The 26,700-nt window shown below is 42.8% G+C and carries 15 protein-coding genes; 1 reads left to right on the top strand and 14 read right to left on the bottom strand.

Features of this window, described 5'->3' with window-relative positions; all coding sequences use genetic code 11:
• Positions 1-70: 70 nt before the first annotated feature.
• The 11 genes from FQT24_RS08410 to FQT24_RS08360 form a co-directional block, all read right to left on the bottom strand.
• Positions 71-931 (bottom strand): DUF4299 family protein, encoded by an 861-nt coding sequence (locus FQT24_RS08410; protein ID WP_143952720.1) that lies wholly within the window; start codon positions 929-931, stop codon positions 71-73.
• A 121-nt stretch (positions 932-1,052) separates the two neighbouring features.
• Positions 1,053-2,039: an oxygen-dependent tRNA uridine(34) hydroxylase TrhO gene (gene trhO / locus FQT24_RS08405; protein ID WP_143952719.1), complete on the bottom strand. Its 987-nt coding sequence runs from the start codon at positions 2,037-2,039 to the stop codon at positions 1,053-1,055.
• A 131-nt stretch (positions 2,040-2,170) separates the two neighbouring features.
• Complete coding sequence (locus FQT24_RS08400; protein WP_185952562.1) at positions 2,171-2,467, bottom strand: bacteriocin immunity protein; 297 nt, start codon at positions 2,465-2,467, stop codon at positions 2,171-2,173.
• Positions 2,468-2,523: 56 nt separating this feature from the next.
• Positions 2,524-3,213, bottom strand: a complete 690-nt coding sequence (locus FQT24_RS08395) for a CPBP family intramembrane glutamic endopeptidase (RefSeq protein WP_143952717.1) — start codon at positions 3,211-3,213, stop codon at positions 2,524-2,526.
• Positions 3,214-3,446: 233 nt separating this feature from the next.
• Positions 3,447-4,931 carry an ABC transporter substrate-binding protein gene (locus FQT24_RS08390; protein WP_143952716.1) on the bottom strand — a complete coding sequence of 495 codons (1,485 nt, stop codon included), beginning with the start codon at positions 4,929-4,931 and terminating at the stop codon, positions 3,447-3,449.
• A gap of 103 nt (positions 4,932-5,034) precedes the next feature.
• A complete protein-coding gene (locus FQT24_RS08385) occupies positions 5,035-5,958 on the bottom strand; it encodes a carbohydrate ABC transporter permease (protein WP_143952715.1) in 924 nt (307 codons plus the stop codon).
• 13 nt (positions 5,959-5,971) lie between these two features.
• Positions 5,972-6,901 carry an ABC transporter permease gene (locus FQT24_RS08380; protein WP_001032152.1) on the bottom strand — a complete coding sequence of 310 codons (930 nt, stop codon included), beginning with the start codon at positions 6,899-6,901 and terminating at the stop codon, positions 5,972-5,974.
• A 209-nt stretch (positions 6,902-7,110) separates the two neighbouring features.
• Positions 7,111-8,991: a beta-N-acetylhexosaminidase gene (locus FQT24_RS08375; protein ID WP_143952714.1), complete on the bottom strand. Its 1,881-nt coding sequence runs from the start codon at positions 8,989-8,991 to the stop codon at positions 7,111-7,113.
• On the bottom strand, positions 8,985-9,854 hold the full coding sequence (locus tag FQT24_RS08370) for an ROK family protein (protein WP_185952586.1): 870 nt from the start codon (positions 9,852-9,854) through the stop codon (positions 8,985-8,987). Before FQT24_RS08370 ends, FQT24_RS08375 begins: the two co-directional genes overlap by 7 nt.
• Before the next feature lie 83 nt (positions 9,855-9,937).
• A complete protein-coding gene (locus tag FQT24_RS08365; protein ID WP_143952712.1) occupies positions 9,938-12,583 on the bottom strand; it encodes an alpha-mannosidase in 2,646 nt (881 codons plus the stop codon).
• A gap of 98 nt (positions 12,584-12,681) precedes the next feature.
• Complete coding sequence (locus tag FQT24_RS08360) at positions 12,682-13,962, bottom strand: glycoside hydrolase family 125 protein (RefSeq protein WP_143952711.1); 1,281 nt, start codon at positions 13,960-13,962, stop codon at positions 12,682-12,684.
• A 170-nt stretch (positions 13,963-14,132) separates the two neighbouring features.
• Here FQT24_RS08360 and FQT24_RS08355 point away from each other — a divergent pair, with 170 nt between their 5' ends.
• Entirely contained in the window at positions 14,133-16,217 is a 2,085-nt protein-coding gene (locus FQT24_RS08355) for a GH92 family glycosyl hydrolase (RefSeq protein ID WP_143952710.1), read from the top strand.
• 45 nt (positions 16,218-16,262) lie between these two features.
• Here the strand turns inward: FQT24_RS08355 and FQT24_RS08350 are convergent, their stop codons facing one another.
• The 3 genes from FQT24_RS08350 to FQT24_RS08335 all read right to left on the bottom strand — a co-directional run bounded on the left by FQT24_RS08350 (position 16,263) and on the right by FQT24_RS08335 (position 26,638).
• The gene (locus tag FQT24_RS08350) at positions 16,263-17,945 is read right to left on the bottom strand and encodes an alpha-L-fucosidase (protein ID WP_084947738.1); all 1,683 of its coding nucleotides are present in this window, start codon (positions 17,943-17,945) and stop codon (positions 16,263-16,265) included.
• A gap of 1 nt (position 17,946) precedes the next feature.
• Positions 17,947-21,735: a glycoside hydrolase family 2 TIM barrel-domain containing protein gene (locus FQT24_RS08345; protein ID WP_143952709.1), complete on the bottom strand. Its 3,789-nt coding sequence runs from the start codon at positions 21,733-21,735 to the stop codon at positions 17,947-17,949.
• Positions 21,736-22,171: 436 nt separating this feature from the next.
• On the bottom strand, positions 22,172-26,638 hold the full coding sequence (locus FQT24_RS08335; RefSeq protein ID WP_143952708.1) for a ZmpA/ZmpB/ZmpC family metallo-endopeptidase: 4,467 nt from the start codon (positions 26,636-26,638) through the stop codon (positions 22,172-22,174).
• Positions 26,639-26,700: the final 62 nt, after the last annotated feature.

Here is a 26,700-nt window from a genome sequence, read left to right as displayed (position 1 = left end):
ACTTCAATCCTGTCTTTCATGGCAGGATTTTTTATATATCAAAAAGCAAGTCGATTGACCTGCTTCTGATTTACTCTTCTTGTGCTAATGCTTTAAAATCTTTGTCTAAGATGGGTTGCACTTCTAATTGATTGGCATCTAGTTGGTGGTAAAATGCTGATGGTAGTGACTCTAGGAATTTTGCATAGTCCAAGCGACCAATAGCTTCATAGTCTTCAGGTTTAGAGCCGTCTCCTGTGATTTGAACCAAGTCAATCTCCCACTGCACTTCCTTATCCACCAATTGCTCAATATAGGCTGCAGGAACAAATGGTTCTCTCGGTAATACTGTCTTGACTCCTTGAGCCAGATGGTAAACACCATGCACTTGACCTTCTCCATCCTGATAGAAGGAAACTCTTGCAAAGTAAGCATCTGTCTCTTGAACTGCACGTACACGCGCTTCAAACTGTGCCAAACCATCTGCCTCTAAAAAGCTTTTCAAGTCCTCATGACTAAAGAAAACAGGATTAAAAATTCCTTGGCAAATCGTAAAATGAGCTACAGTGTCTGCTAGATAGGCTTGAATACTTGCCTGGAAATACGCTTCAAAATCAAAACCATCTAGTCCTTCAATCTCAGTTCCTGCATAAGCAAGCAGAGCATCTAAAAATGACTTGATAATCTGCCAGTCTGTCTGCGTTAGTAGGTCAGGAAGATCGACACGGTAAGCCTTTTGACCATCAGCATAACTGACCTTAAAAAGAAATTGTGATTGCCCCACTATCGCACACTCGATATATTCGAGACGATTAAGAGGCTGACGGAGATAGACTGCATCATAGCTATGTGACTCCAAGCCATCTACCAAGGTCAAGATAGACTTGGCAGTCAAAATTTCCTGTTCTCCTAAAATGCTCTGTTTATTTGGAATAAAAAATGTTTTCGTCATAACTGAACTCCTTTGAAATCGTTTACATATAGTATACCCTATTTTTCTGAAAGATACAGAAACAAACTTTAGATTTTTGAGTAAAAAGCATAGAAAAACAGCCCCTAAGGACTGTTTAATCTTATACAGTAGCTACTTGATCCAAGCTTTCACCGATAGCGGCTAGGCGCTCGACAACTTCAGCTTGTGTCAATTCATTTTCTGAAACATAGCGGTTACGTGGGTGAACACGGCACTCGTGTGAGCATCCACGAAGGTACTTGTCTTCATTTTCTTCTGATGTCAAGATACGACGGTTACAGAATGGATTTCCACAGTTGACATAACGTTCACATGGTGTTCCATCAAACCAGTCTTTTCCTACGATAGTTGGGTTGACATGGTTAACATCTACGGCAATACGCTCGTCAAAGACGTACATTTTCCCATCCCAAAGTTCACCTTGAACTTCTGGGTCTTTACCGTAAGTTGCGATTCCTCCGTGCAATTGGCCAACATCTTTGTAGCCTTCACGAACCATCCAGCCTGAGAATTTCTCACAGCGAACGCCACCTGTACAGTAAACCACAACACGCTTGTCCATGAATTTTTCCTTGTTGTCACGGACCCATTGTGGCAACTCACGGAAGTTGCGGATGTCTGGGCGAATAGCTCCACGGAAGTGTCCTAGATCGTACTCATAATCGTTACGCGTGTCAAGGACAACGGTATCTTCGTCAAGAAGGGCTTCTTTGAACTCTTTTGGAGACAAGTAAGCACCTGTTGTTTCAAGTGGGTTAATGTCGTTGTCAAAGTCGTTGTCTTCCAAACCAAGGTGGACAATTTCTTTCTTGTAGCGAACAAACATCTTCTTGAAGGCTTGTTCATTTTCTTCGTCAATCTTGAACCAGAGGTCTTCCATGCCTGGGAGGCTGTGAACGTAGTCCATGTATTTTTGAGTTGTTTCGTAGTCACCTGAAACTGTTCCGTTAATTCCTTCGTCAGCGATTAGGATACGACCTTTAAGGCCGATTGATTTACAGAAAGCCAAGTGAGCTGCAGCAAATTGCTCTGCATTTTCAATTGGAGTGTAAAGGTAGTAAAGTAAGACACGAATATCTTTTGCCATAAGATTTGTTCTCTTTTCTATTCTTAAATTTTCAGAATTTTTCATCTAACTATACTAGTATACCTGCTTGAGAAAGCGAATGCAATTTATTTGACTGGAAATTGTAGAAAGGTGCTTATCCCTGCGCTTCATCAGTAACCATAGCGAATAGCAGATAATTCTCTCAATTTTTTGATCTGCTCGGATTGACTTTCTGACAAACTTAGCTTGTTATCAATCAATACGCGCGCAAGGTCAACATTCATTTGACTCAAAATAAATGGAGTAGAGGTCCCATCGTCCTCTAATCGTCTTTTATAACTCACTAACAGGTTTTTCAAGGGAGTCAGCTGAGGCGTATCCTTTATGTCTTCTAGTAGCTGATCTATGATAGTCATGGCTTCACAACGTCTCTCGCTTCCTCCTGCAAACCATTTTAATGATGTCATTCTTATTTTCCTCCTTAAATTGAAAAGCTATCATTCCTAACTCTCGTACCAATATTTCACCCAAACACCCTATGTAAAAAAGTCAGCAGAAATGGTAAGGCCGCGAAAATATTATTAATCACATGCACCGCATAGGAGGGATAAATGCTCTTGGTATAGCGGGTCAAACTAGCAAAGATGATGCCAGATGTTGTAAAGACGAAGATATCTAACAAACTAGGCAGGCTTGAAAAATAAGGAAGAGCAAATAAAATTGACGGAAGAAGCAAATCAAGGCCAAATCTCGAATGCTTAAAAAAGGCGTGTTGCAGTAATCCTCTATAGATTAGCTCTTCCATAAGTGGAGTCAGAAAGAACAAAGTTATATAGATACCTAGCTCAGCAAAGTTGGTCCCACTATAACCTATCAATACAGCCCAACCTTCAGCAGTTGACTGAACATGTTTAGCTGTCTGAACGTTAAAAGAGATCTGGAGCACTACCACTAGTACTGTCAAAATCGAATACCAAAGCCATTTTTTTCTCGGAATGCGAAAAAGATAGCCGTGCCCTGTCTTAAACAGAATCCAAATCATGACTCCACTAAATAGCAAACTCAAGAGATTTCGAATCCAGAAGAAATTGCCAATCTGGGAAGAAAATTGCCAATAATTTTGGACAATAAGCGTCAGTTGAGAAAGACCAAATACGAAAAATAAGTAAGACAAGACTGCGCTTATTTTGAATAGAAGTTGATATTTCTTCATATGAACTCTCCTTTGTAAACTCGAGACACCTCTAATATAAGCTATATTTTCCTAAATCCTTACTCCAAATCCTAAATGGTGCTTGAGATTTCCTGAGTAGTTAAATAGTGATAAGAAAACATGGATATCCTATGCTCTCATTTCAAAAAATCACTGCCTTCCCCAGACAAACCTGAGGAAAACAGTGATCACATTTTTAGGAATTAGGAATGAATACACGAAATCAATTGATTTTATGATTTTTTGTTTTTCAAGAATTCATCATATTGTTTTTGCATTTCGTTCAATACTTTTTCGTAGGCACCTTCAGATTTCAATTTTTCCATCAATTCTGGAATAGCTTTGTCTGGGTCTACAGTACCAGTGTTGATAGCTGTATCGAATTGTTGCATTGTGTTAGAGATTGCTGAGATTTCAGATTTCACATTGTCAGTGTTAAAGATGAATCCAAGCGCTGGAGATTCTTTAGCTTCTGCCAATTGTTTCTTAGAATCTGCAATTTGTTGATCTGTAACGTTTTCGTTGATGTAAAGGATCCAGTTGTTACCAGTGTTCCATCCACCCATGTGAGTGTTTCCTTTGTAGCCATCAAGTACTTTAACACGGTTTTCTTTTCCTTCAATTTTCTCCCAGTTCTTGCCTTCTGGACCGTAAACAAGACCGTTCAAGAGTTCTGCGTTAATGTTCAAGAGATTCAACACTTCCATTGATTTTTCTTTGTTCTTAGAGTTGTTTGAGATGACAAAGTTAGCAACTTGTGTTGTTTGGTTTTTCTTGATGAAGTTAGTGATTGGTTTGATTTGGATATCTTTGTTCGCAACACGTGAAAGCAAGCTGTTACCATAGTCAGCTGGTCCTACTGTTTCTTCACGAACGAACCAAGTATCTTGTTGAAGGTCAAATGAAGTATCGCTTGTTGCTACGTCTTTTGGAATGTATCCAGCTTCATAGAATTTGTGAAGAGTCTTCAAGTGTTCTTTAAAGCGAGGTACTTCGTAACGGTTTACGATCTTAGTAGTGTCTCCTTCAAGGTCGATAACGAATGGAAGTCCATTTGGAACTGGGTAGTCAAAGTTATCAGATGGGATGAAGTTCTTAGTAACCGCAAATGGCACTACATCTGGAGCTTTTTCTTTGATTTGTTTCAAGACTGGTTCAAGTGTTTCATATGAAGTGACACCTGAAATATCGATACCGTATTTAGCAAGAAGAGTTCCGTTGAAGGCGAAGTTTTGAGATGATGCAACGTTGGCTGCAACTGGAACTGCGTAAATTTTACCGTTAATGCTGTTACCTTTGATGTAAGCTGGGTCAAGTGCTTTATAAAGCTCTGCCCCTTCTTTCTTATACAAGTCAGTCAAGTCAGCATAGGCACCTTTTTGAGCATTTACAACATAGTTAGATGCAAAGGCGATATCGTAGTTTTCACCAGATGATGTGATAACTGACATTTTCTTATCATAGTCACCCCATCCAAGATATTGGATATCCAATTTAGCACCAACTTTTTCACCGATGATTTTGTTAGCATTTTCTAGCAATTCATCTAAGTTATCTGGTTTGTCACCGATTTGGTACATTTTGATAACAGTTTTTTCACCTGAAGCTGAGTCAGCAGCTTTTTTACTGTTACCTGAAAGGTTTCCACAAGCAGCGAGACCAGCAGCCAAAGCGACTACGCTAGCAGATGCAAAAGCATATTTTTTCCAGTTTTTCATGACAAAAACTCCTTTTTTTATTTTTAAACTTATAAACAATATAATGATCTTAACTTCACGCAAGGGAAGTTTGGAAATGAGAAATGATTTTTCTCGACAAGTACTATTCTTTCACACCACCGATAGTCAAACCTTTTACAAAGTAGCGTTGGAAGAATGGATACAAAATCGCGATTGGAAGGGTTGCGACCACAACCATGGCCATACGACCTGTTTCTTTTGGAAGAGCAACTCCCAGTTGACCAGATAGGCCGACTGCTTTGGCGATGTAGTCCATATTTTGCTGGATTTGCATGAGCAAATATTGCAATGGATACAAGTTGTCACTCTTGATGTAAAGAAGGGCGTTGAACCAGTCATTCCAGAAACCAAGAGCTGTCAAAAGCGTGATGGTTGCGATACCTGGTAATGACAATGGCAAACAGATTTGGAAGAAGATCCGGGCCTCACTAGCACCATCGATACGAGCGGATTCTAGAATAGCTTCTGGAATGGTCTTCTTGAAGAAGGAACGCATCAAGATGATGTTAAATGGTGAGAGAAGCATTGGAACAATCAAGGCCCAAACTGTATCACCAAGTTGAAGTAAACGAGTTACCACGATATAGCCCGGTACCAAACCAGCGTTGAACAACATACTAAGAAGGGCAAAAATCGTAAAGAATCTGCGATACTTAAAGGTTGTCCGTGAAATAGCGTAGGCATAAGTTGTTGTGATAAAAACGTTTGTGATAGTCCCCACCACTGTTACAAAGACTGAGATGAAGAGGGCTTGGAAAATTTTATCCTTAAACTGTGCCAAAAACTCAAAACCGTCTAATCCAAATTGGGATGGGAAGAAGCTATATCCATTTTGGAGGATACTCTTTTCATCTGTCACCGAAATAACGATAACGAATACAAAGGGTAGGATACAAGAGAGGGCAACCAAACCAGAAATGGTACTAAAGAAGATATCTGCTTTCTTACTGAAGGAGTGAATGCCGACATTATCAATTTTTTCTTTTTTAATTTTCTTTTCTGCCATATTCTCCTCCTTTCTAGAACAAGGCTGAGTTTGGATCAACTCGTCTTGCCAGTAAGTTTGATAGGATAACCAGAATCAAGCCGACAACTGATTGGTAGAGACCTGCTGCTGAAGCCATCCCGATATCCGCTGTCTGAGTCAAACCGTTATAAACATATACATCCAAAACGTTGGTTACGTTATAAAGCTGACCAGCATTGTGGGGGATTTGGTAGAAGAGACCGAAATCTGCACGGAAGATATTTCCGACTGCAAGGATGGTCAATACAGTTACCAATGGTGTCAACTGTGGAATAGTTACATTGCGAATTCGTTGCCATTTGCTAGCCCCGTCCACTGTTGCTGCTTCGTAGTAGGTTGGATCAATTCCCATGATTGTCGCATAGTACATGACACTGCTATATCCAAAACCTTTCCAAATACCTAGGAAAAGTAGGAGATATGGCCAGATACCCAAGTCAGCGTAGAAATTGATTTCCTTCATCCCGATAGACTCTAGGAAATGGTTGAACACACCTTTATCAATGTTTAGGAAGGCATCTGTAAAGAAACTGATGATAACCCAAGACAAAAAGTAAGGGAACAACATGGAAGTTTGGAAGATCTTAACCATTCTCTTAGAACGGAGTTCACTGAGGATGATAGCAATCCCTACAGATACAATCAAACCGATAAAGATAAAGCCGAGATTGTAGAGGACAGTATTTCGAGTGATGATAAAGGCGTCTTTTGAACTAAATAAGAATCTGAAATTATCGAGTCCGACCCATTTACTATTCACGATACTATCTATAAATCCATTACTGGTCATGTGGTAGTCTTTAAAGGCAACCACGTTCCCAAATACTGGAATGTAGAAGAATAGAATCAACCAGAGTGCCCCTGGCAAAACCATCAAGAGAAAGATCCAGTTGTCTCTCAAGGTTTTTGAAAACTTATTCATAATTTCCTCCCTTTTTTATTTTGATATCCATCTAAAAATTCCTTTTTAGACTTTTGATAACGATTACATTATTAGTATACTCCTATTTGAAGGTTTGGTTAAACTACTAATTATAGAAAAAACTCCACAAATTATTTTATGTGGAGTACTTTTTTAAGAAAGGGGTGTTTCACGGGAAACATTCTGCCCAAGGCAAGGTGTTCTTGTTTTTAAGTTGTATAAATCGTCGAAGCTGTCGCAATGGTATGCCACTGGTTGGCTGTTGTGGCTGCGAAGTCCTTATCTGCGTAAAAGTCAGTAAATGGTAGGATTTCCACTTCTAACTCGTCGATGCGGTCAAGTTGACCTGCCAGATAAGCCTCGATACGACTTTCTGCTCGTTTGATGCGTTGCAAGAGTCCACCCATGCGGATATCAACTGTGTCCAAGCCAAAGACCTTGTTTTCTTTCAGCCATTGGTGGCTAAAGAGGGCATAGAAGTGTTCGATTTGGCTTCTAAGTTTTGGTAATTCTTGTCTTGCGATTTCTTGCAGACTTTCCTTATCATCCGCTTGATAGGCTTGACGAATGCGTTGTCCCACATCCACTTTGCTACTTAAAATCTGGTTCAACTGGGCCTGAGTTTCAAAGAGGTAGGCATAGTTGCCAGCTTTTTCTTTAATGTTAGCAAGCGTCTCAGCAGCCTGAGCGAAGTGCGGTTTGTCCTGTTCAGGTGTCATGTGCTGGTCAAGTATCGGACAGAGAACATCCTGATAAAAGACATAGCGGTTGGGATTGATGCCACTGAGATTGCCTGGTAGGTCTGGTAAAAGGTTGGCTAGGTCAATCTGCATGAAATCCTCAACTGATAGACCTGTATTAGTCTTGAAGTGTGCAGACAAACGGTCTAGGTCATTGCGGTAGCTGAGTTCTGCCCAGATTTGCAAACTTGGTAGGATAGAAAACTGAGCGGTCTCGCCACCATTGTCTCCCCAACCAGTTACGATAACTTCTTTGATATCATTGGCACGACAGGCTTTATTGGCTTCAAGAGCAATGAGGCGGCTGAAATGGTTGTTGGGTGTGAAACCAATCCACTTCCAAGCTCCCCCTGCAAAGGCAAGATCATGGCTAATCTTATGATGATTGCGGAAATTGCGGTTGTATTTTTCCTCGCTATCCTGATAATAGTCCCAGTAAACCAAGGTCACACGATCTTTGAGACGGTCTAGGTAGACACGAGTTTCTTCTGGAATTTCCACATCACGGTCGTACTGGCCATCTGCTGACATAAGTTTAAAGAACATATCGCTCCACATCTGGCAGTGGAAACCATATTTGTCAGCAATATCCAGCACGCGCTCCAAGTGTTGGCACATGAGGAGACTACGATCCACAACACCGTTCAGAATCAAGTAGCGTCCCAAACCAACCAAGTGGGCTTCGTCCATCCCGATATTGACCTTGCGAGTTTGTAGTTTAGACAGAGTAGCAAACATACCATCAATCAGGTCATAAACCTTTTCTTCGCCGATAAGAAGGATATCCTCTACATCACGGAGCTCCTGGACTTCTTTGACACCCCATTTGACAAAGGCTGACAAGTGGGCCAAAGTCTGGATGCAGGGCACAAAGGTCATGTCAAACTGCTGGGCATAGGCTTCAATTTCCTGCAATTCCTCAGCTGAGTAGGCTCCACGGAAATAGCCAAAGTAAGGCTGCCCTTCAATCTGGTAGGTGTCTTCCATGTAAAGCTCAAAGGTTGAGTAGCCCATGAGAGCCAAGACCTCAATCATCTGCTTGGCAGCAGCCACATTCAGCACCGCATTTCTCGAACAGTCTGCCATGTAGGCTAGATCTTCGTAAGCTGCTTGTTCCTCAATCTCTACCTTGTCACCTTCTGCTAGGGATGTTGCCAACAGGGACAAGGCACGATAAAGTTGGTGAGGTTTGCGGTAGGTCAATTGATAGTGACCACCCTCACCCTTGATAGAGATAGAGGCTTGGTCAGACTGAGCGACAGCTACCTCTACATCTGGTAGAGAAATGTGCTTTTGAAGCAACTCTATAGCTTGATGTTGTTTACTGCTAATTCCTGTAAATCTTACCATTGGTTTTCCTCCTGTAGCCAGTTGACAAGGGCACCGTAGAGATTAGCATCTGCATGATAGGTGCAGGCTTGGATGACTGGTGCGACCGTGTATTCTTCGTAGGTTTCGACAAATTCATCGACAGCTTTTTTGACCCCTTGGATAAAGTCAGGGTTTTGGCTGATGGAGCCACCTAGGCTAATGACATCTGGGTCGATGAGATACTGAATATTGAGCAAGCCTTGCGCCAGATTGCGGTTCATGCGCTCAATAGCTTCTTGGCAAAGAACATTTCCTGCTTCGGCCTCTTGGTAAATCTTGCGACCGTCCCAGTCAGTCTGACCAGATTTTTCAATCACGTATCGCACCATATTTCCAGTTGATGCTAGTTGTGACCAGTTGTTGAGTTTTTCAGCAGGGGCAAGGGTTGTCATATAGCCAAATTCCCCACCCAGTCCGTGGCGACCTCGATGAAGTCTACCATTGATAATCATGGCTCCGCCAATCCCTGTCCCAATCACGACACAGGCTGCATTTTCAAGTGCTGGATGAGCCAGTAATTCACTGAGTCCAACGCAGTTGGCATCATTTTCCAGATGGACAGGTAGCTGATGATGGGCAAGTGCTTCATACCAAGAAAAGCCATGAATGTAGGGCACCGCACTGAAGCCATCAATCACACCTGTTTCTTGATTGACCGCACCTGGAACGCTCATAGCAATCCCGCTATAATCCTGCTCTGACAAGCGTTGGTCTAGCCACGCTAGTAAATCCTCCAAGTTTTCTGGTGTTGGGATACTTGTCTTATCTAGTATTTTCCCATCAGGAGTCAGACTAGCAAACTTAATCCCAGTCCCTCCGATATCAATCGTTGCAATGGTCATTGTTTTTACCATAAAAAGGGGCGAATCAGCAGTTAGTTCTTACCTTTTCGCCCCTCCTTTCTTTTTATGTTTACTCTTTGAAATTAAATTTCTTCTTTTTTGATGAATTCTGTACGAATCTCTTGTGGTGAAATGAGGTCTCTATGAACCGGGTATGGTCGTTCCAGTAGGTCCAGGAAGAGATGTTGACTTTCCGGTACACGTACATTTTCACTACACATATTGTAGTAACGAAGAACATAGCCTTCTTCATTTTCAGCTACCTTAAAGGCTGTTGGACAGATTTGCGGTATGCTGAGAACAGAATGGCTCAAGAGGCTACCAGTCGCAGCCACGCTTCCTTCTTGTTTAGCAAGCTGAAGGCTGGTAAACGGTGTCTGCAAGGCTTTAGCACGACGATAGGCTGAGAAGCGTTCTTGGGCTTGGTGGCATTCAAGCGCAAACTCGACTTCAAACTCACGCAAGCATTGTGCTTCTGGTGTTGGGAAATAACCCCAGTCACCTAACTCACCTGATGCACGCAAAATAGTCACTGCAATGGTGTCGTCTCCAAGGATTTCGTATTCATTCAATCCCTTGTTGGATACAGTCACACCTTTTTCATCGTCATACAGACTGACAAAGGCTTGTTGGTGTTGAGGATTTTCAGGATTTTCCCATGAAGCTGCTGGTTTGTTTGGTCGTGTCACCACCTCATAGATGCTTTCAGAATCATTGCTTGGACGCGTGTTATGAGTCTTGACCAAGAGACGGATACGGTGATCCTTGGCAGTGTTGGTAAAGCGAGTCTTGCAACGGATTTGTGGATTATCAACGAAGATAGTCATCTCAGTTTCAAGAGGAATGCTTGTCAATTCTTCTGAACGTCCCGCCTCACGCTTCATAAACTCGATGATACCTTTTTGCTCTTCTTCTAGCTTTTCATCGGCACTGACAGGCACGGTCAATTCATGTTTGAGCAAAATCTTAGCATAGCGAGCTGTGTTTTCCAAGACCTCGTAGCCCTTAAGCTCTGCATAGATTGGATCTGTTCCTTTTGGTTGGAAATAGATATACTCGTTTCCGATGTCACCACGGTCTTCGAAGCGGATAAAATCTTCATAGGCTTCGTGAGTTGTCTTGTCATAGACTGTGATATTGTCATCCACACTCACCCTTACAAATGGCGTATCAATCACTCCGTTTTGGTAAATACCGTCGCGGTGTTCTTGTTCTCCTTCCAGTAATTGGAATGTTGTCCAAGAAAGTGGCGCTAGGTGAACTGGAATGGTCACGCGCACTTGTCGAGCGATACGAGCTTGGCGGAACTTATCTTTTGGTAAATCGTACTCAAAATTAGCTCCGAGATCTTCGATTTTAGCCTCTACAGGACGACCATCCAAGTCCTCCACACGGTAACTTGGCAAGGTAAGAGCAGCCATCTTCTTGTAGCCTTCTGTTGGGTGCAATTCCTTGAAATCACAAGTCGCCACATCAATCACTGTGCTGACAGTATCGACCTTATCATGCAAACCTGTGTTAATGACAGTAAAGAGATAATCACTTTGAGCCTTAGACGTAGCGATTTTACCCTTCCATTCGTTAAGAAGATTGCTCTTAACAAAGGTTCCGACTTGGTTAACCTTGGCAAAACGAGTTTCCATCTCACGGTGAACTTCGTCCACGCTACAGCCACAGATACTATCATGTGGCGCATTCTGCAAAAGAGTTTTCCAAGCATAGGTCAACTGGTCCTTGTGGTTATGTCCCCCAGTAATAATCGTCAAGGGTTCTACAACTTGCTCTAGGAGGTTGCTATTTTCTTGGAAGGCTTGTTTGAGATAAATACGAGATGAAGAAGTGTTGGCAAGTGTGTACCAGCCGTCTGTTTCCTGACTGGTCAACTCACCTGTAACCGTTGATAATTGCTCTGGTAGGGCACTTTCCACGGCCTGGACATATTCATCAAAAGAACTATGAACAAAGGTTACATCTGGGAAGAGTTCATTTGCCACACGAATGGCTTCACTCAAATTTTTCTGGACAGGCTGATGGTCACAGCCGTTCATCATCAACCACTGGTTGGTCGAAGCATAGTCACGCACGTCTGCCAGTTTTTGTTTCCAGAAGGTCAAGGCCTCGTCTTTATCAACTGGAATTTCATTCCCATTACTGTACCAGTTGGCAAAGAGAATCCCGAGGACACGACTTCCGTCCGCACCCTGCCAGTACATTTCTGAAAACTGAGAAGTAAACTGCTCATCTTCGAGGACTTGGTTATCAAATCCAATCGGCTTCACACCACGACCAAAAGCGGCCACGTGAATGCCTGATTTTTGAAGGATTTGAGGCGCTTGCCCCATATTTCCAAAGGTATCTGGGAAGTAACCAATCTGGGTTGATTTGCCCCACTTTTCACATTCTGCTTGACCAATCAATGTATTGCGGACATTGGCTTCACTTGAAATCAAGTAATCATCCTGCAAGATGTAAAAAGGACCAATTTTAAGTTTGCCTTCGTCGATGTATCGTTGGACTTTGTCGCGATTTTCAGGGCGAATCTCCAAGTAGTCATCAAGGACAATGGTTTGACCATCTAAGTGGAAGCTCTTGAACTCAGGGTCATTTTCAAAGAGATCGAAGAGATTGTCAAATAATTCCACCAACTGCATACGGTGGCTTTCAAAAGGCAAGTACCACTCACGATCCCAGTGACTATGTGAGATAATATGTACGACAACATTTTCCATGAAGTAAAACCTCATTCTAAATTTAAATTTTTATTGTTAACATTTTAAATGTAAATTTGTGATTCTTTCCAAGAATCAGTTGCGCTAAAGCATGTTCCTTAGCGGATATCCAAGTAATCCAAGACCAATTCACAGAACATCATGTTAGCCCAAGAGAACCATTCACGAGAGTAGAGAGTTGGGTCGTCCACGTGGAAGCTTTCGTGCATGACACCTGTACCACCATCGCAAGCAACCAGCTGATCCAACAAGAATTTCTTCTCTGCCTTATCTCTTGTTGTCAAACCTTGGATAGAAAGGGCGATTGGCCAGATATAGCGATAGAAGGTATGAGAACTTCCGAGACCGCTAGCGTATTCTCCTTGATAGAAGTAGGAATTTTCAGGGCTCAGAATGGTACGACGAGTTGCTTGATACACTTCATCATCGACCGAACAGTAACCCAGATAAGGTGCAGCCAGCAGACTTGGTACGTTTGGATCATCCATAATACTAGCATTTCCCAAACCGTCTACTTCAAAGGCATAAATCTTTTCGCCCTTGCTGTTGCTTGTGTAGGCGTAGTTTTCGATACCTTCTTGGATTTCCGCTTTGAGACGCTTAGCATCAGCAATAACACTCTCGCTATCAGCTAGGTCTAGTTCTGCAAAGATTTCTTGAACATACCCCAAAACAACAACTGCAAACATATTTGACGGAATCAAGTAACTATACTGACAACAGTCATCACTCGGACGAAAGGCTGACCAAGTCATACCTGTCACTGCAAAGTCAGGGCCAAATCCATCATTTACCAAGGTGTCTTCCTTACGGTCCGTATCTCGGACAAAACGATAAGGAGAGTTCTTGTGGTCTTGTTCCACTGTCCACAGATGGAGAATTTCCTTAGTCGCTGCGACAAAAGTCTCATCAAACTGGCTAGTCTCGCCAGTCTCTTTCCAGAGGAGATAAGCCAACTGCAAAGGATAGCAAAGCGAGTCCACCTCGTACTTGCGTTCCCAAATCCAGCCATTAAGGTCTGTATGGTCGGTCTCGTGGTGCCCCTTCCAGTTTTCCTCAATATTAAAGGAATTGGCATAAGGATCCTTGAGTACCAAGGTCATCTGACGCTTGACCAAACCTGCAATGGTCTGACGCAGGAGGGCATCTCTTTTAGCCACATGAAGGTAGGGTCTGAGTTGAGCTGTTGAATCCCGAAGCCACATAGCAGGAATATCACCAGTGAGTACAAAGGTTGAACCATCTTCTAGGATTGCAACCGTATTGTCCAAGGTGTCTGTATAGCAACGCTCGAAAACATCCACCCACTCTGGATGGTCCTTAGCCCGCTCTGCCACTTCATCTAGCCATTCTCGAACAATTTCTTTTGAATAAATCATCGTGCAGTGTCCTCTTTCAAACAAGTTTCATTTTCAGTATATAGCTTTTGAGACAGAAAATACATACACAAATGATAGTCATTTTTCTACAAAATAGTTATCTTTGAAGCTCCTTTTCTAAAGGCCCTCTTTTTCTGATATAATGTAGAAAAACAGCTAAAGGAAAGACTATGAAACTACTACTTGAAACCATCGATACCCGCTTTGGAACTGCCAGCAAGCATGCCTTCTCTCGGGGAAATACCCTGCCATACACAGGCGTGCCTTTTGGGATGAATTACTTTGTACCCCAGACCAGTGACCAGGAGGGCTCTTGGTTTTTCGATCCGCATCTGCCTATCTTTCAGGGGATTCGATTAACCCACCAGCCCAGCCCTTGGATTGGCGACTACTCTTGGCTCCTTCTGACACCTGTCACAGGCCAACTGGGTGGAGACAGCCTCTTCCATCGCCAGTCTTCCTATGATATGGATAAGGCCTCTTTCCAACCTCATTATCTGAAAATTTTCTCCCTGCGCTATCAGATTGAAAGCCAGCTTACACCGACTTGCTACGGTGCTTCTATTCGTTTGGAACAAAAGCAAGGCAAAGCCCTCTCCCTCTATCTTCACGCAGCAGATGAACTGACAGTGGAGCAAGTAGATGAGCGGACTCTTACCCTACGACAAGAAGGTAAAACTGAAACCAACAAAAATCCACTGATACTGTTCACATCCCTGAAAATGAATACGGATATCCTTGCTATCAGCCAAGAAGGCGAAGACTGGCTAATTGACTTAGCAAGTAGCCATGCTGAAATTCAGCTAGCGACTTCTTTCATCTCTCACTCTCAGGCTCTGCTTAATCTACCTCAAAAAGATTTTGATAACTGTAAAGCAAATGCACAAGCGGACTGGGAAAATCTCCTCCATCGTTTTGATATCATGGAAACAGGAGAGGCTGACCGAACCTTCTTTGATCACTGCCTTTACAGACTCTTCCTCTTCCCACAGACTTTTTATGAGGTTGATGAATCAGGGCAAGCCATCCATATGGATCTGGCTACTGGAACTGTCAAGCCTGGTGTCCTCTTCAGCAACAATGGTTTCTGGGATACCTTCCGCACCACCTTCCCCCTCTTTGCTCTTATCATACCAGAACACTACCACCGCTTCTTAGAAGGATTTCTCAATAACTACCGCGATACTGGTTTCCTTCCAAAATGGCTGGCTCCAGATGAACGTGGCATGATGCCAGGTACCCTGCTAGATGGCATTATCGCAGATAGCGCCTGCAAGGACATGGCCCCCGACCTAGAAGAAGAACTCCTCCAAGCCATGCTTGAAACAGCCACCAAGTCCGACCCTCTCGGCATCAATGGTCGTCACGGATTAGCCCAATACCAAGAACTAGGCTACCTCTCTACCGACCACCACGAAAGCGTCAGCCACACCCTAGACTATGCCTATAGTGACTTTTGTATCTCTAGCTGTGCTGAAAAACTAGGGAAAATAGAAATCGCTGAAACCTACAAGGCCGCATCACAAAATTACCGCCATCTATTTGACGCTGAGACAGGTTACATGCGAGCGCGTGATGGTCAAGGCAACTTCCGTCCTGATTTCTCTCCTTATAGTTGGGGACGTGATTATGCCGAATGTTCAGCCATCCAAGCAACTTTAGGCGTCCTCCACGATATCCCAGGCTTGATCCAGCTTATGGGTGGAAAAGAAGCCTTTAGCAACTATCTTTTAAAAGCCTGTCAGGAGACTCCCCTCTTTGAGACAACAGGCTATGGCTACGAGATTCACGAAATGAGCGAGATGGCTACTGCTCCTTTTGGACAACTCGCCATTTCCAACCAGCCAAGCTTCCACATTCCTTATCTCTTCCGTTACTGCGATTACCCTGACTACACTGCTCTTCTCATCAAGACGCTCCGTCAGAAAGCTTTTCACCCAAGTTGGGAAGCCTATCCTGGCGATGAAGACAATGGCAGTCTCTCAGCCTGGTACATCTGGTCAACTCTCGGTTTTTATCCGACCTGTCCAGGAAAACCAAGCTATGACCTCGGAATCCCTCTCTTTGACCACCTCCGAGTCTACCTTGCCAAAGAAGATAAATGGCTAGATATTCATGCTGAGCAAAACCACAGCCATTTTAACTTTGTAAAAGAATGCCGACTGGACACAACTCTAGTATCAACTATTCAACACCAAGATCTCCTAAAAGCTGAACAACTAACCTTCACCCTCAGCTGGTTACCAAGTCACTAGCTAGTAGACAAAAGAACCTTTGTATCGTGCAAAGGTTCTTTTATTTTATGAAACTTGTACTTGAGCTTGATCAACCAGCTGTCCATCAACAGTCAGATTCAGATAGAAATCCAAGGTCTTGTCGGCAGCAAAATACAGGGTTGGTATGGTCAGGTCTTTTTTGCTTTCCCCAGCTTGGAATTGAAGGACTTGAATTTCGTCCTGATAGGCGACACCATGGACACCTGTCCCCGGTTGGATCGAAATCTTAGTCTCTAAAGGAGTACTACTTTCGCTACGTTCAATCCTAAAATGAAGAGTCTCTCCCTTTGTCACAGCTAGACTTTTTTCTACAAATGCTAGCCCCTGAACAACTACTTTTTGTGATAACCTCGGAGTTTTATAGAGTGAAATCTTGGTCAATACAGGCTTAGATTGCGCCTCGGTAATCATCACGCGCACCTTCTGTGCCTCTACTAGCGGACCTCGCAGGAGACGCTTATGACCAACTGTAAAGCCTGTACCAAATTCTTGCCAGACGCCATCCATCTCTACTTGCACATGAAAAGCAGCGATTCGTTGCCCTAGCTTCAAATCTTCTCTTAACTCAATTACATCAAAAGTTTTAGGAGAACCTAAGTCGAGTTCTAACTGGATGGGCAAGCCTACATCACTTGCCCAAGAGCTGGTCTCAAGACCATCTGTCAGATGGTGACAAGCGAAGTCTGCGGAAAGAGCTGGACCAAATACCTCAGCTCCCAGAGCCAAATCTTCTTTATAGAGCTCATTGCGATAGGCAGCAAATTCATAAAGTCGTTCAATATCCTTTGCATCAAATAGCCCATCTTGATTCGGCGGAATATTAAGCAAGAGTGGAGTTCCCCGACCCACCGAGTGAAAATAAATCTCTACCAACTCCTCAAGAGACTTAGGATCCTGGTCCTCATGGTAAAACCAACCTGGCCGGATGGAAACATCTGCCTCACCGATTGAAAAAATAGTGCCTGAAGAATCTCCATGCTGAAGATAATCCAGCGCTGCTTCTGTTCCTAGTTTGTCAGGATTCACCTTTTGCCACAGGGGATCACCTGCATACCCTCGTTCATTGCCAATCCAGCGTATACTGGTGCCTTCTGTTGAAAAAATTAAGCAATCGCCCTGCAGGTCACGAATGGTTTCAAACCATTTTTCAAATTCATAATTGACCTTTTGAGCGCCCTCTCCTCTGGCACCATCCATCCAGACCTCAGCAAATTTCCCTCCATTTCCATAGGCAGGATTTGATAAGATCTCCTTCAGCTGAGCCAGATAATAGGCATTATAGTCCGCTTCTCGGTCCACATGATAGAGAGGACTGTGGGCATCCCACGGTGACAGGTAGACCCCCATATCCATATCAAACTCTGTGGCAGCTTGTGATACTTCAAGGAGCAAATCCCCCTCTCCACTCCTCCAAGGACTGGCCTTGACCGAATAATCTGTGTGAACTGTCGGATAGAGGACAAAACCATCGTGGTGTTTGACCACCAAAATCAACTTTTTAAAGCCCGTTTCTTTGAGTACACGAACCCACTCACGCGCGTCTAACCTTGTCGGGTTAAATCGTTCAGGATTCTCCTGACCTGTCCCCCATTCCTGGTCATAAAAGGTATTGGGCCCAAAATGGATAAAGGCTGCTAGTTCATCCTCTAAATAAGCTAGCTGGGCCTGACTAGGCAAGGGGCCATGCGGTTTTATTTCTCTTACCATACTACTTCCTATCTACACTTTTCTTTACTTTTTTGGCATGTACTTGCAATTCTGTTAGCGCTAGGGGACTGAGCAAGCCTTCAAATCGAAGACGAAGGGCGTAAGTTTCCACCTTATCAAATTCAAAACGAAGCTCTTCATCCTTGTCGCTTGACACTTTTCGGATGCCTGATACAGGTTGCCAATTCTCCTCTTGCTTGAGCAGTGAATCCTTATCCAAATGATTTGGAGTCCGAGGCAAGCTAGGCTCATTCCCTACATAATAATCGATAAAGGTCGGCTCAACGGCCACATATTCTTGATTTTCAACATAATACAAGGTCAGGTTATCCACAAATCGCGGTTTTAAAATCCCTGCATCTCCAAACAGAATACCCACGCTGGCTTGCTCTGACTTGGCAATCCAAGTATTGGCTGTCGATTTTTTCCGAGTAATGACCTTGTCATTGAGGTAAGATGCTGGGTGATTAGGCTCTGAGTGGGAGGCAAAGACCAGAGGCAAATTGGATCCTGTCCACTGATTGGAAATAACTTCCCCATCTACACTGGCATCTGTCACATGAATGGTGACTGTTGCTGGCAATTCACAGCCCGCTACCTGCCCTGTGAGCACACTTTCTCCTACCTGAGCATAGACTTGAGGATTGAGTTCATCCCAAGTAACCTTGGCCGTATCTCGTCTGCCATCTGATAAGACTAGCTTGACTCGGTCTGGTAAATGTGGGGCTTCCTTGACAAGCGTCCAAACCCTTTCAGGCTCAATAGCGCAAATCCCTTGGACACAAACCTGAGCAGAAGCCTTTAAATCCAAACCCTCTAGCTGGCCAGATACCGTAAACTCATGAAAGCTTGCCATATCTTCTTCGGAGATTGCCTCCCAAACAACCTTGACTCGTTTTGCACCGCCTGACTCATAGTCTACCAAAACTGAAGATGGCAGCTGTGGATAAGTTCCCTTAGCTGTATACAAGCGAAGTGGTCGTACAAAAACTGCCTGCCCTAGCGAGGTATTTTCTGCGACCTGCAGGTGCATTTGATAGGTCTTCCCTTGATAAATGGCGCGGATAGCCAAGTCACCTGCAGACAAGCAATGAAGCACTCCCTGCTTGATAATGGCGTGGGCACTACCACTCGTCTCCCAAATCACTTCACTATTCCCCACCTTGTTCACAGGGTTATCCACAGTTTGTGGATAAAGTCCAATGGCTGGGGAATCTCCTTCTTGTAAACCTGGCTGCTTGTCCATTCGAATCTCAAACAAGCACTTATTTTTCACTGGTTGGGAAGCCAAAGCCTCTCCCACTAAAAGATCAAAACTTGCTGGCTCTAGCCCTCTAGCACTGGCTTTTACTCTCACATAACCAGTCTGCTCCAAGCTCTGAACTAAAAGGACACCCTTGCCATGAAAGGCTTTCCGCTTAAACCGACCATTTTTCTGGGCTTGGTAACGTTCACGACTGGCCTGCCTGCCATTATCCACACCCACAATGCGAGCAGGGCCCTCAATTTTAAAATGAAGCTGATTGGAAGTAGTCGGAACCCAATTTCCATCCTTGTCCAATACATCAAAATAGAGATAAAGGAGGTCTTGCCCATCTTGCTCCAGTTGTGATTTCTCGGCATGTAACCCGATTTTGGTTGGCTTACCTGCAGTCACCACCCTATCTTCTGACACAAGCTGACCTTGACAGTCATAGGCTACAGCATGCAATTCTCCTGGTTGATAAGGCAAACGCCATTCGAGATAGAGTTGGCCAGAACCTTGTCCCTCTTGGTATTTTCTACCATCTGAAGTCCATTTTTCCTGAAAAGTCTTCCTGCCTTTGGATTTTCCATTTAGAAATAGCTCTACAGAACGGGCATTTGAATACACTCTAACAGGGATATCCCCATACTTATCCACAACTTGTTGATAACTCTTGTGGATTTCCCAATTCCAGTGAGGTAAGATATGAACCATGGGATGCTGATCTGCATCCAACCACTGACTTTGATAGAAATAATAGTCATTTTTAGGAATCCCCGCCGTATCCACGATCCCAAAATAGGAACTTTTTACAGGCGTGTCGTTTTGATTGTGCCAAGGGGTCGGCTCACCGATATAGTCCACTCCTGTCCAAATAAATTGACCCGCATAGTCTAACCTATTTCTATCTGCTATCCAAGAGGCCGTCGCTGTCTTTCCCCAAGGAACTCGATCATTGCCGTAGTCTGACTGTTCAAAATTCCGCACGCGGCGATTATCCCCAACCCATTCCTTATCTGGGCGAAAATAGCTGTCACGCGTTCGGGTAGCCGATGAGGTTTCAGACCCATAAAGTCGCCACTTGGGATGTCTTTTGCGAATCCCATCAATATTGTCTTCTGAGTAATTCAAACCCACCACATCCAGCAAATCAGCAATCTTTTCATGACCTCCAGAACCATCTCCAAAGCGGAATTGATCCATTCCCATGGTCACAAAACGGCTATCATCCACTTCTTTGACTCTTCCTAGCAAACGTTTGATAGTCTTCAATGAATGAGCATCACCATTTGCTTCGCTGACTTCATTTCCCAAGGACCACATAAAAATCGATGGATTGTTCTTGCCACGCTCAATCATAGTACGCAAATCATAATCTGACCAGAAATCGCCTGCTTTCGCTTCTGGATGAGTCGCTTCTTCCTCAAAAAAGCGACCATAGTCATACTCTTTCTTGCCTCCATACCAAGTATCAAAGGCTTCTTCTTGAATGAGTAGGCCCATTTTGGCAGCCACATCTAGCAAGATGCTACTGGCTGGATTGTGTGTTATTCGGATAGCGTTGACTCCCATTTCCTTCATTTGGCGCAGGCGTCTCTCGGCAGCCGACCTATTTTCCACAGCTCCCAGCGCTCCATAGTCATGGTGCAGACAAACTCCATGAATCTTCAACCAGCGACCATTTAGAAAGAAGCCCTTATCCGCTTGCCAATCCATATAGCGGTAACCAAAGGTCTCCTCTTCTTCATCAACCAAAATGCCATTTTTGTAAAGGTGAGTCTTCAATTGGTAAAGGTGAGGATGATCAATATCCCAAAGCAAGGGTTGAAAAATTGATATTGCTTGTTGGAAATGATGTTTGTCCCCAGCTTCAATCACTACAGAATCTGTCGCCTGCCAGTCTGACAGTTGCTGCCCATCATACCAGATACTCTGTTCCAAATACACCGACACAGACTGAGAGCCATCATTTGAAACCTTACTTGTAAGCTGAGTTTCCACCCATCCATCTCTTTGTTTCTTTAGCTTGGGACTTTCTATCTTAATCCCATATAAATCCAGATGCACCGAATCTGTAATCAATAATTTTACTTCTCGGTAAATACCGCTACCAGAATACCAACGACTGCTAGGTTGCTGATTTTCCACAAAAACCGCAAGCTGGTTGGCTGTCCCATCATTTCTTAGATAAGGCGTGATATCATAAGAAAAAGGCGTATAGCCACTGGGATAATAGCCCAACACTTGCCCGTTGATATAGACTTGGGCATTCATGTAAACCCCGTCAAACAACAAACGCACCGATACAAGACTGGCATCTTCTTCCAAGTAAAACTGTGTTCGATACCAGGCTTGACCCCCGTTTAACTGACCACCCTCATTTTGTGCTGGCGAATACTGGTCAAAATCATTGTAAATACTCCAGTCGTGCGGTACTTGAATAGCCTGCCAATTTCCCCTCTGAAAATCCGACGCCAAGGCCTCTTCCTTCCCCACCTCTTGGCTAAAAAACCAGTAATTTCGTAAAACTTCTTCTCTTCCCATAAAAGCATTCCTCTTTAAACGACTCGATTTCCTTGACTATAGCACAAAACAAAAGCGCTTTCAAGACTTCCTCCATCACTCCCTAAATCCTCAGAAAAGATTCTATAATTTGTGGAAAAGTCTGAAAATAACTCTATGTTCATATAAACTGTCATTTTCAAGAAACAAGGTCATACTCTTCGAAAATCTCTTCAAACCACGTCAGCGTCGCCTTAACGTGCGTATATGTAACTGACTTCGTCAGTCTTATCTACTACCTCAAAACGGTGTTTTGAGCTGACTTCGTCAGTTTTATCTGCAACCTCAAAGCTGTACTTTGAGCAACCTGCGGCTCGCTTCCTAGTTTGCTTTTTGATTTTCATTGAGTAGCAAATCTGACAAGAAGCAAAAAACACCCCTCTGAATGTTCATTCCAGAGAGATGTTCCTTTTTTGTCTTAACTATTGTAAATCGATTGTCTAAAGTCATCTGAATCTTTGAGATAAGCTTTATAAATCGCTTTTTTCAGTTTTTGAACGGGTGTTTCGATAAAGGTATAGGTGCGCGCAGTTGTTTTGCCTGCCTTAATCTGTTTCAACTCCTCTTGGACAGCTTTCTGCATCAATTCACTTAACTTCTGACTTGTCAGACTTATTTGCCGACCTTCATATTGAATTGTCAAAGGTTTCAATTGATCAATCTTAGCTACCCTTTCCTTGATTTGTGCTTTTTTAAACTCAGCATAACTCTTACCATTCAAAACTTTATTGAAAATGTAAGTATCAGACAAAGGCTTGTTTTCAGCCTCTGCTTCTTCTTTAAACTGATTTGACACATAAGGAACAAATCCTTCATAGTAGCCCAAAGTAGCCATCAATTCAAAGGCTTGTTTTCTAAAGGTGATGTCCCCACTCATACCAGAGTCATTTTGACTAACACCATAAATGGTATCAAACATATCAACAGTATAGTAACCGTTTGCTGCAATCTTACCTTTATCTGAAAAACCAGCAATGATATAACGGTTGACCATGATATGATTGTCAATCAAACTATCAACATCTGTCAATTTTTTGGCATCTTCTAAGGTAAGAGTTTGAATCTCCTCACTCTTATGAGTCGGTTTAACTGCTGGATTACGGTAATCTACCCAAGTTCTAGAACCTGTTGAAGTGATTGGCGTTATTTTTTTGAAATAACTCATCTTGTCTTCTGCAGATAAGTTTCTACTTGCCTCTGCTTCTAGGTAATCTAGAGTATAAAGGACATCGAAACTTCCCTTCATATAAGATTTCAAATCTTCTGCTGTTTTAAATCGATCAGGTGTTCTATTGTAAAATCCATTCTTATCACTCTCATCATATACAAAGTTGAGATTGAAATAAGTATCCTTTTCTGGATTATAGGAGTTTTCAAAAATACCACGCGCATAAAACTCTGCTCCTGTACCATCTCGACGACCGTAATTATTAAACAAGACCGTTCTATCTAGTAAGTGCGTCATTTCATGAGAATAAGTCGCTGAACCTCTATCATCCAAAACCCTATCTATAAAGTAACGGACACCTAATCCATTGGCCTCAGCTCCCACCTTACTTACTGGAGAATAGTAATTCATAGGAGTCATAAACTGGTCGACCCCCTTATCAGCTCCACTACCAGTAGCTGGTGACCAAGTGCTATCAATCTGTGCATTCGAATTACTTGTATATTTCTTCATCGTATCAATAATCAAGCGATTTGTCAGCAACTTATCACGATTTTCTGGTTTTGTTATACGATAAAGAGTATCAACATAGTTGGCTTGTTGTACAGCCGCCTTTTCAATTAAAGACTTGACTCTAGCAAGCTCAGTCTGATACTTAGTTGGATTAGACTGGGCAAGAGAAGTATCTATATAGGAACCAATATTACCATAAGTAATCGTCGCCATATTACTAATCACGTAAACATTTGGTTCTTTCACATTCAAAAGTCCCAAAATAGCAGCCATATTAGCCTCTTGTTTACGAGGATCCTTTTCCCCAGCTGTCAACTTGCTATACAGACCGATATGCGCTGAAGGATTTTCCTTAGATGGTTTTTCAACAATCATAGCTTGGCTAGATTTTTTAAGCCAAGTATCCGCATCATCTGACGTAAAGAGTTGGCGATTGCTGTCTAAAAATTCCTTCAAGCTAGCCTTACCTGTAATGGTAGATAAATACTTTGTAAATGTTTGAGGACTATTGGTCAATTTCATCTCTTCATAAGACATGGATCCTAATTTTTTCAAACTATCCAAGGCGGTCATTGTCTTATTGCCAAATGAGCTTGGATTAAAGGCCAGAATATCACGAATATTCGTGTCCCCAAATTGAATATTATAAAAACGATTGATATAAGACAGTCCCAACAAAATCTGCTCTTTGTATTGCTCAATCTCTTGTTTGACCTTGCTGCGATTTTCAGGGGTATCTCCTATAATTCCCAATGTATGCGAGGCAATCTTTTTGAAACTTGACTCAGCTTGCGTCTTCGTCTGATCAAAGCTTTCTTGAATTGACAGTTTTTGAAGATACTCTGTGCGCAACATATCTTTGACCTCTTGGTCAGTGATATTTGGGTGTGTTTTTCTGAGCGCAATTCTCCTTGTTATAATATCTCGAGGATCATAAGTAGGCTCTAACTGTGCTTTTAGTTTACTGTCATGTAAGAAGTCTACTGAGCTCGCGCTTGTGGTCAGAGCAGACACATCCACAGCATCTTCTCTCTCACTATTAGCCGGAAGTAAGTGTGGTTTATCTTCCTGACTACCAACTAAAATAACTCTCGGTTTCATTGGTTTTGTTATTTGACTCACTTCTTGAGGATTAACCAATTCACCAGTTTGTTCATTGATAGCGTAGGTTCTGGTAAGTGTATTCTCACCAACTTCACCCTCAGATGCTACCTTTTCTATATTTTTAGCAAGTGAAGAATCCTCTCTTCGCTCCTCAGTAACAGCAATCGGTTGTATTACTTTTTCCACATTACCAACTTGAATCACTTTATCGACTGCTGGATTTACTTGTCTAGTAGTGTCAGATACCGTCACCTGACCTGTTGCCTTGTCTAGTTGATAAGTCGTCCTAGTTTCCACCGAACCATCATGCCCTGCAACCGCTACTTCCTGTCGTCTGAACCCCAAAGCAGGATTCACTTGGTAAATCGTTTTATGAGATAGGACAGTAGTTTCAACACTCGGTTTAGTTCCAACTTCTACAACTTGATCAACTTTGTTAGCTACTATTTTGACAGTTTTATTCTCAGAAATATTTCCACTTGCTTGATCTTTAGTATAGGTAGTAGTAACTTGTTCTTGTCCCTCAACACCCGGAATTTTTACTCTTGTAACTCCGTGGTCTAGTGCCTCATTCTTTTCATAAATTGTTTCATAAGGAACAGCTTTTGTCTCTACTTTGGTCTGAGGAAGTTGAGTGTCTTCTTTATACTCCGGGAGATTCTCCTGTATCTCAGGCTCACCGGAAACACCGCCCTCATAAGACGGAAGAGATGGTTCTACTAAGGGCTCACCGGAAACACCGCCTTCATAAGAGGGAAGCGCTGGTTCTACTAAGGACTCACTGGAAACACCACCTTCATAAGACGGAAGGGACGGTTCCACCAAGGATGCACCGGAAACACCGCCTTCATAAGAGGGAAGGGACGGTTCCACCAAGGACTCGCCGGAAACACCGCCTTCATAAGAGGGAAGCATTGGTTCTACCAAGGATTCACCGGAAACACCGCCTTCATAAGAGGGAAGCGCTGGTTCTACCAAGGATTCACCGGAAACACCACCTTCATAAGAGGGAAGAGGGGGTTGGACTTCCGGGGCTAGGCTTATGCCATTTTCTTGAGGTTCCTTCTCTTTTGTCCCGACCAGAATCACCTGAGTAACTGGTTCACGAAGCACTTCTCTCCCTACTTCATTTCGCGTAACAATACCATCGATAATCCTTACTTCTGTTAAGATTCGTTCTTGTCCCTTGGCACCTTCTATAGAAATTCTTTTTTCTCCCTTAGCCAGAGTTGGGTCAGACTGCAATTGAGTTTCAAACTCTATCTCCCCTATCCTAACTTCCAGTTCTGGCTTGTCTTCAGTAACAGTTTTCATTCCTTCATCTGGTACTTTTTTAGACTCAATACTCATACTTTTTTCAGGAGTTGGATTTAAAACAGGCTCAACTGAGTAAGATGGTTGAGGAGATTGCACAAGATCTTTAGTCGAGCTAAAATGAGATGTAGTCTGTGGTACAATCTTCTTAGATTGAGGTTCTGAACTTTCCTCCTTTTGAGATAATGCTGGCGACTCTACCTTATCAACAGAAAGTTCCTTGCTAGCACTATCTCTTACCAAATAATATCCCGTAAATTCATATCCTTGGACTGTTTCAGGACTTGATAAAAACTGACCTTCTACTCTCTTAACAAGGGCTGGTTGCAATTCTACCAGATTTTCTAAAGCAGAGATGGATGCTCCCCAACCACCAACAGCAAAGACGCTCACAAGGAAGTAAGATGCTCCCTTTTTTCTCTTGATTAAAGTGAAGGAAAGCAATAATAATCCTGCTCCCAAGATAAACATCCCATCATTAGAAAACAGACCTGTTTCTGGTAATCTTGTAGCCAATTTTCGATAGATAAAGTAGTATTCTTTTCCCTCTTTTACCTCAATCTTATTTTCTTCAAACCATTGCAACTCAGATTTTAGCTTTTCAGATAAATCCTGCTCATCCAAATAATGACTTGAAATTAGTGTTGAAGTCGTTTCTGTAGCCTGTACGGGTTGAGCTCCCATACCAGCAAAAAATAAACTCGTTCCTAGCAAGACCGAACAAGCTCCTATTGTATATTTCCTCAAAGAAAAACGCTGCTTTCTCTCAAATTGAAATTCTTTCATCCCATATCCTATCATTCATTATTACTGTATATTTAGTATATCAGAAATAGTTTGTATTCACA

Origin of the sequence: Streptococcus mitis (assembly GCF_901542415.1) — a bacterium.
In the GTDB taxonomy this organism is placed as follows: Bacteria; Bacillota; Bacilli; order Lactobacillales; family Streptococcaceae; genus Streptococcus; species Streptococcus mitis_BL.
This window is presented reverse-complemented; position numbering and strand designations above follow the sequence as displayed.

Excerpts from the sequence above, each read along its gene's own strand:
- FQT24_RS08365 (WP_143952712.1), bottom strand. The coding sequence starts at position 12,583 with ATGGAAAATGTTGTCGTACATATTATCTCACATAGTCACTGGGATCGT.
- FQT24_RS08335 (WP_143952708.1), bottom strand. The coding sequence starts at position 26,638 with ATGAAAGAATTTCAATTTGAGAGAAAGCAGCGTTTTTCTTTGAGGAAA.
- FQT24_RS08410 (WP_143952720.1), bottom strand. The coding sequence starts at position 931 with ATGACGAAAACATTTTTTATTCCAAATAAACAGAGCATTTTAGGAGAA.
- FQT24_RS08370 (WP_185952586.1), bottom strand. The coding sequence starts at position 9,854 with ATGACCATTGCAACGATTGATATCGGAGGGACTGGGATTAAGTTTGCT.
- FQT24_RS08390 (WP_143952716.1), bottom strand. The coding sequence starts at position 4,931 with ATGAAAAACTGGAAAAAATATGCTTTTGCATCTGCTAGCGTAGTCGCT.
- FQT24_RS08395 (WP_143952717.1), bottom strand. The coding sequence starts at position 3,213 with ATGAAGAAATATCAACTTCTATTCAAAATAAGCGCAGTCTTGTCTTAC.
- FQT24_RS08355 (WP_143952710.1), top strand. The coding sequence starts at position 14,133 with ATGAAACTACTACTTGAAACCATCGATACCCGCTTTGGAACTGCCAGC.
- FQT24_RS08345 (WP_143952709.1), bottom strand. The coding sequence starts at position 21,735 with ATGGGAAGAGAAGAAGTTTTACGAAATTACTGGTTTTTTAGCCAAGAG.
- FQT24_RS08360 (WP_143952711.1), bottom strand. The coding sequence starts at position 13,962 with ATGATTTATTCAAAAGAAATTGTTCGAGAATGGCTAGATGAAGTGGCA.
- FQT24_RS08375 (WP_143952714.1), bottom strand. The coding sequence starts at position 8,991 with ATGGTAAGATTTACAGGAATTAGCAGTAAACAACATCAAGCTATAGAG.
- FQT24_RS08350 (WP_084947738.1), bottom strand. The coding sequence starts at position 17,945 with ATGGTAAGAGAAATAAAACCGCATGGCCCCTTGCCTAGTCAGGCCCAG.
- FQT24_RS08385 (WP_143952715.1), bottom strand. The coding sequence starts at position 5,958 with ATGGCAGAAAAGAAAATTAAAAAAGAAAAAATTGATAATGTCGGCATT.
- trhO (WP_143952719.1), bottom strand. The coding sequence starts at position 2,039 with ATGGCAAAAGATATTCGTGTCTTACTTTACTACCTTTACACTCCAATT.
- FQT24_RS08400 (WP_185952562.1), bottom strand. The coding sequence starts at position 2,467 with ATGACATCATTAAAATGGTTTGCAGGAGGAAGCGAGAGACGTTGTGAA.
- FQT24_RS08380 (WP_001032152.1), bottom strand. The coding sequence starts at position 6,901 with ATGAATAAGTTTTCAAAAACCTTGAGAGACAACTGGATCTTTCTCTTG.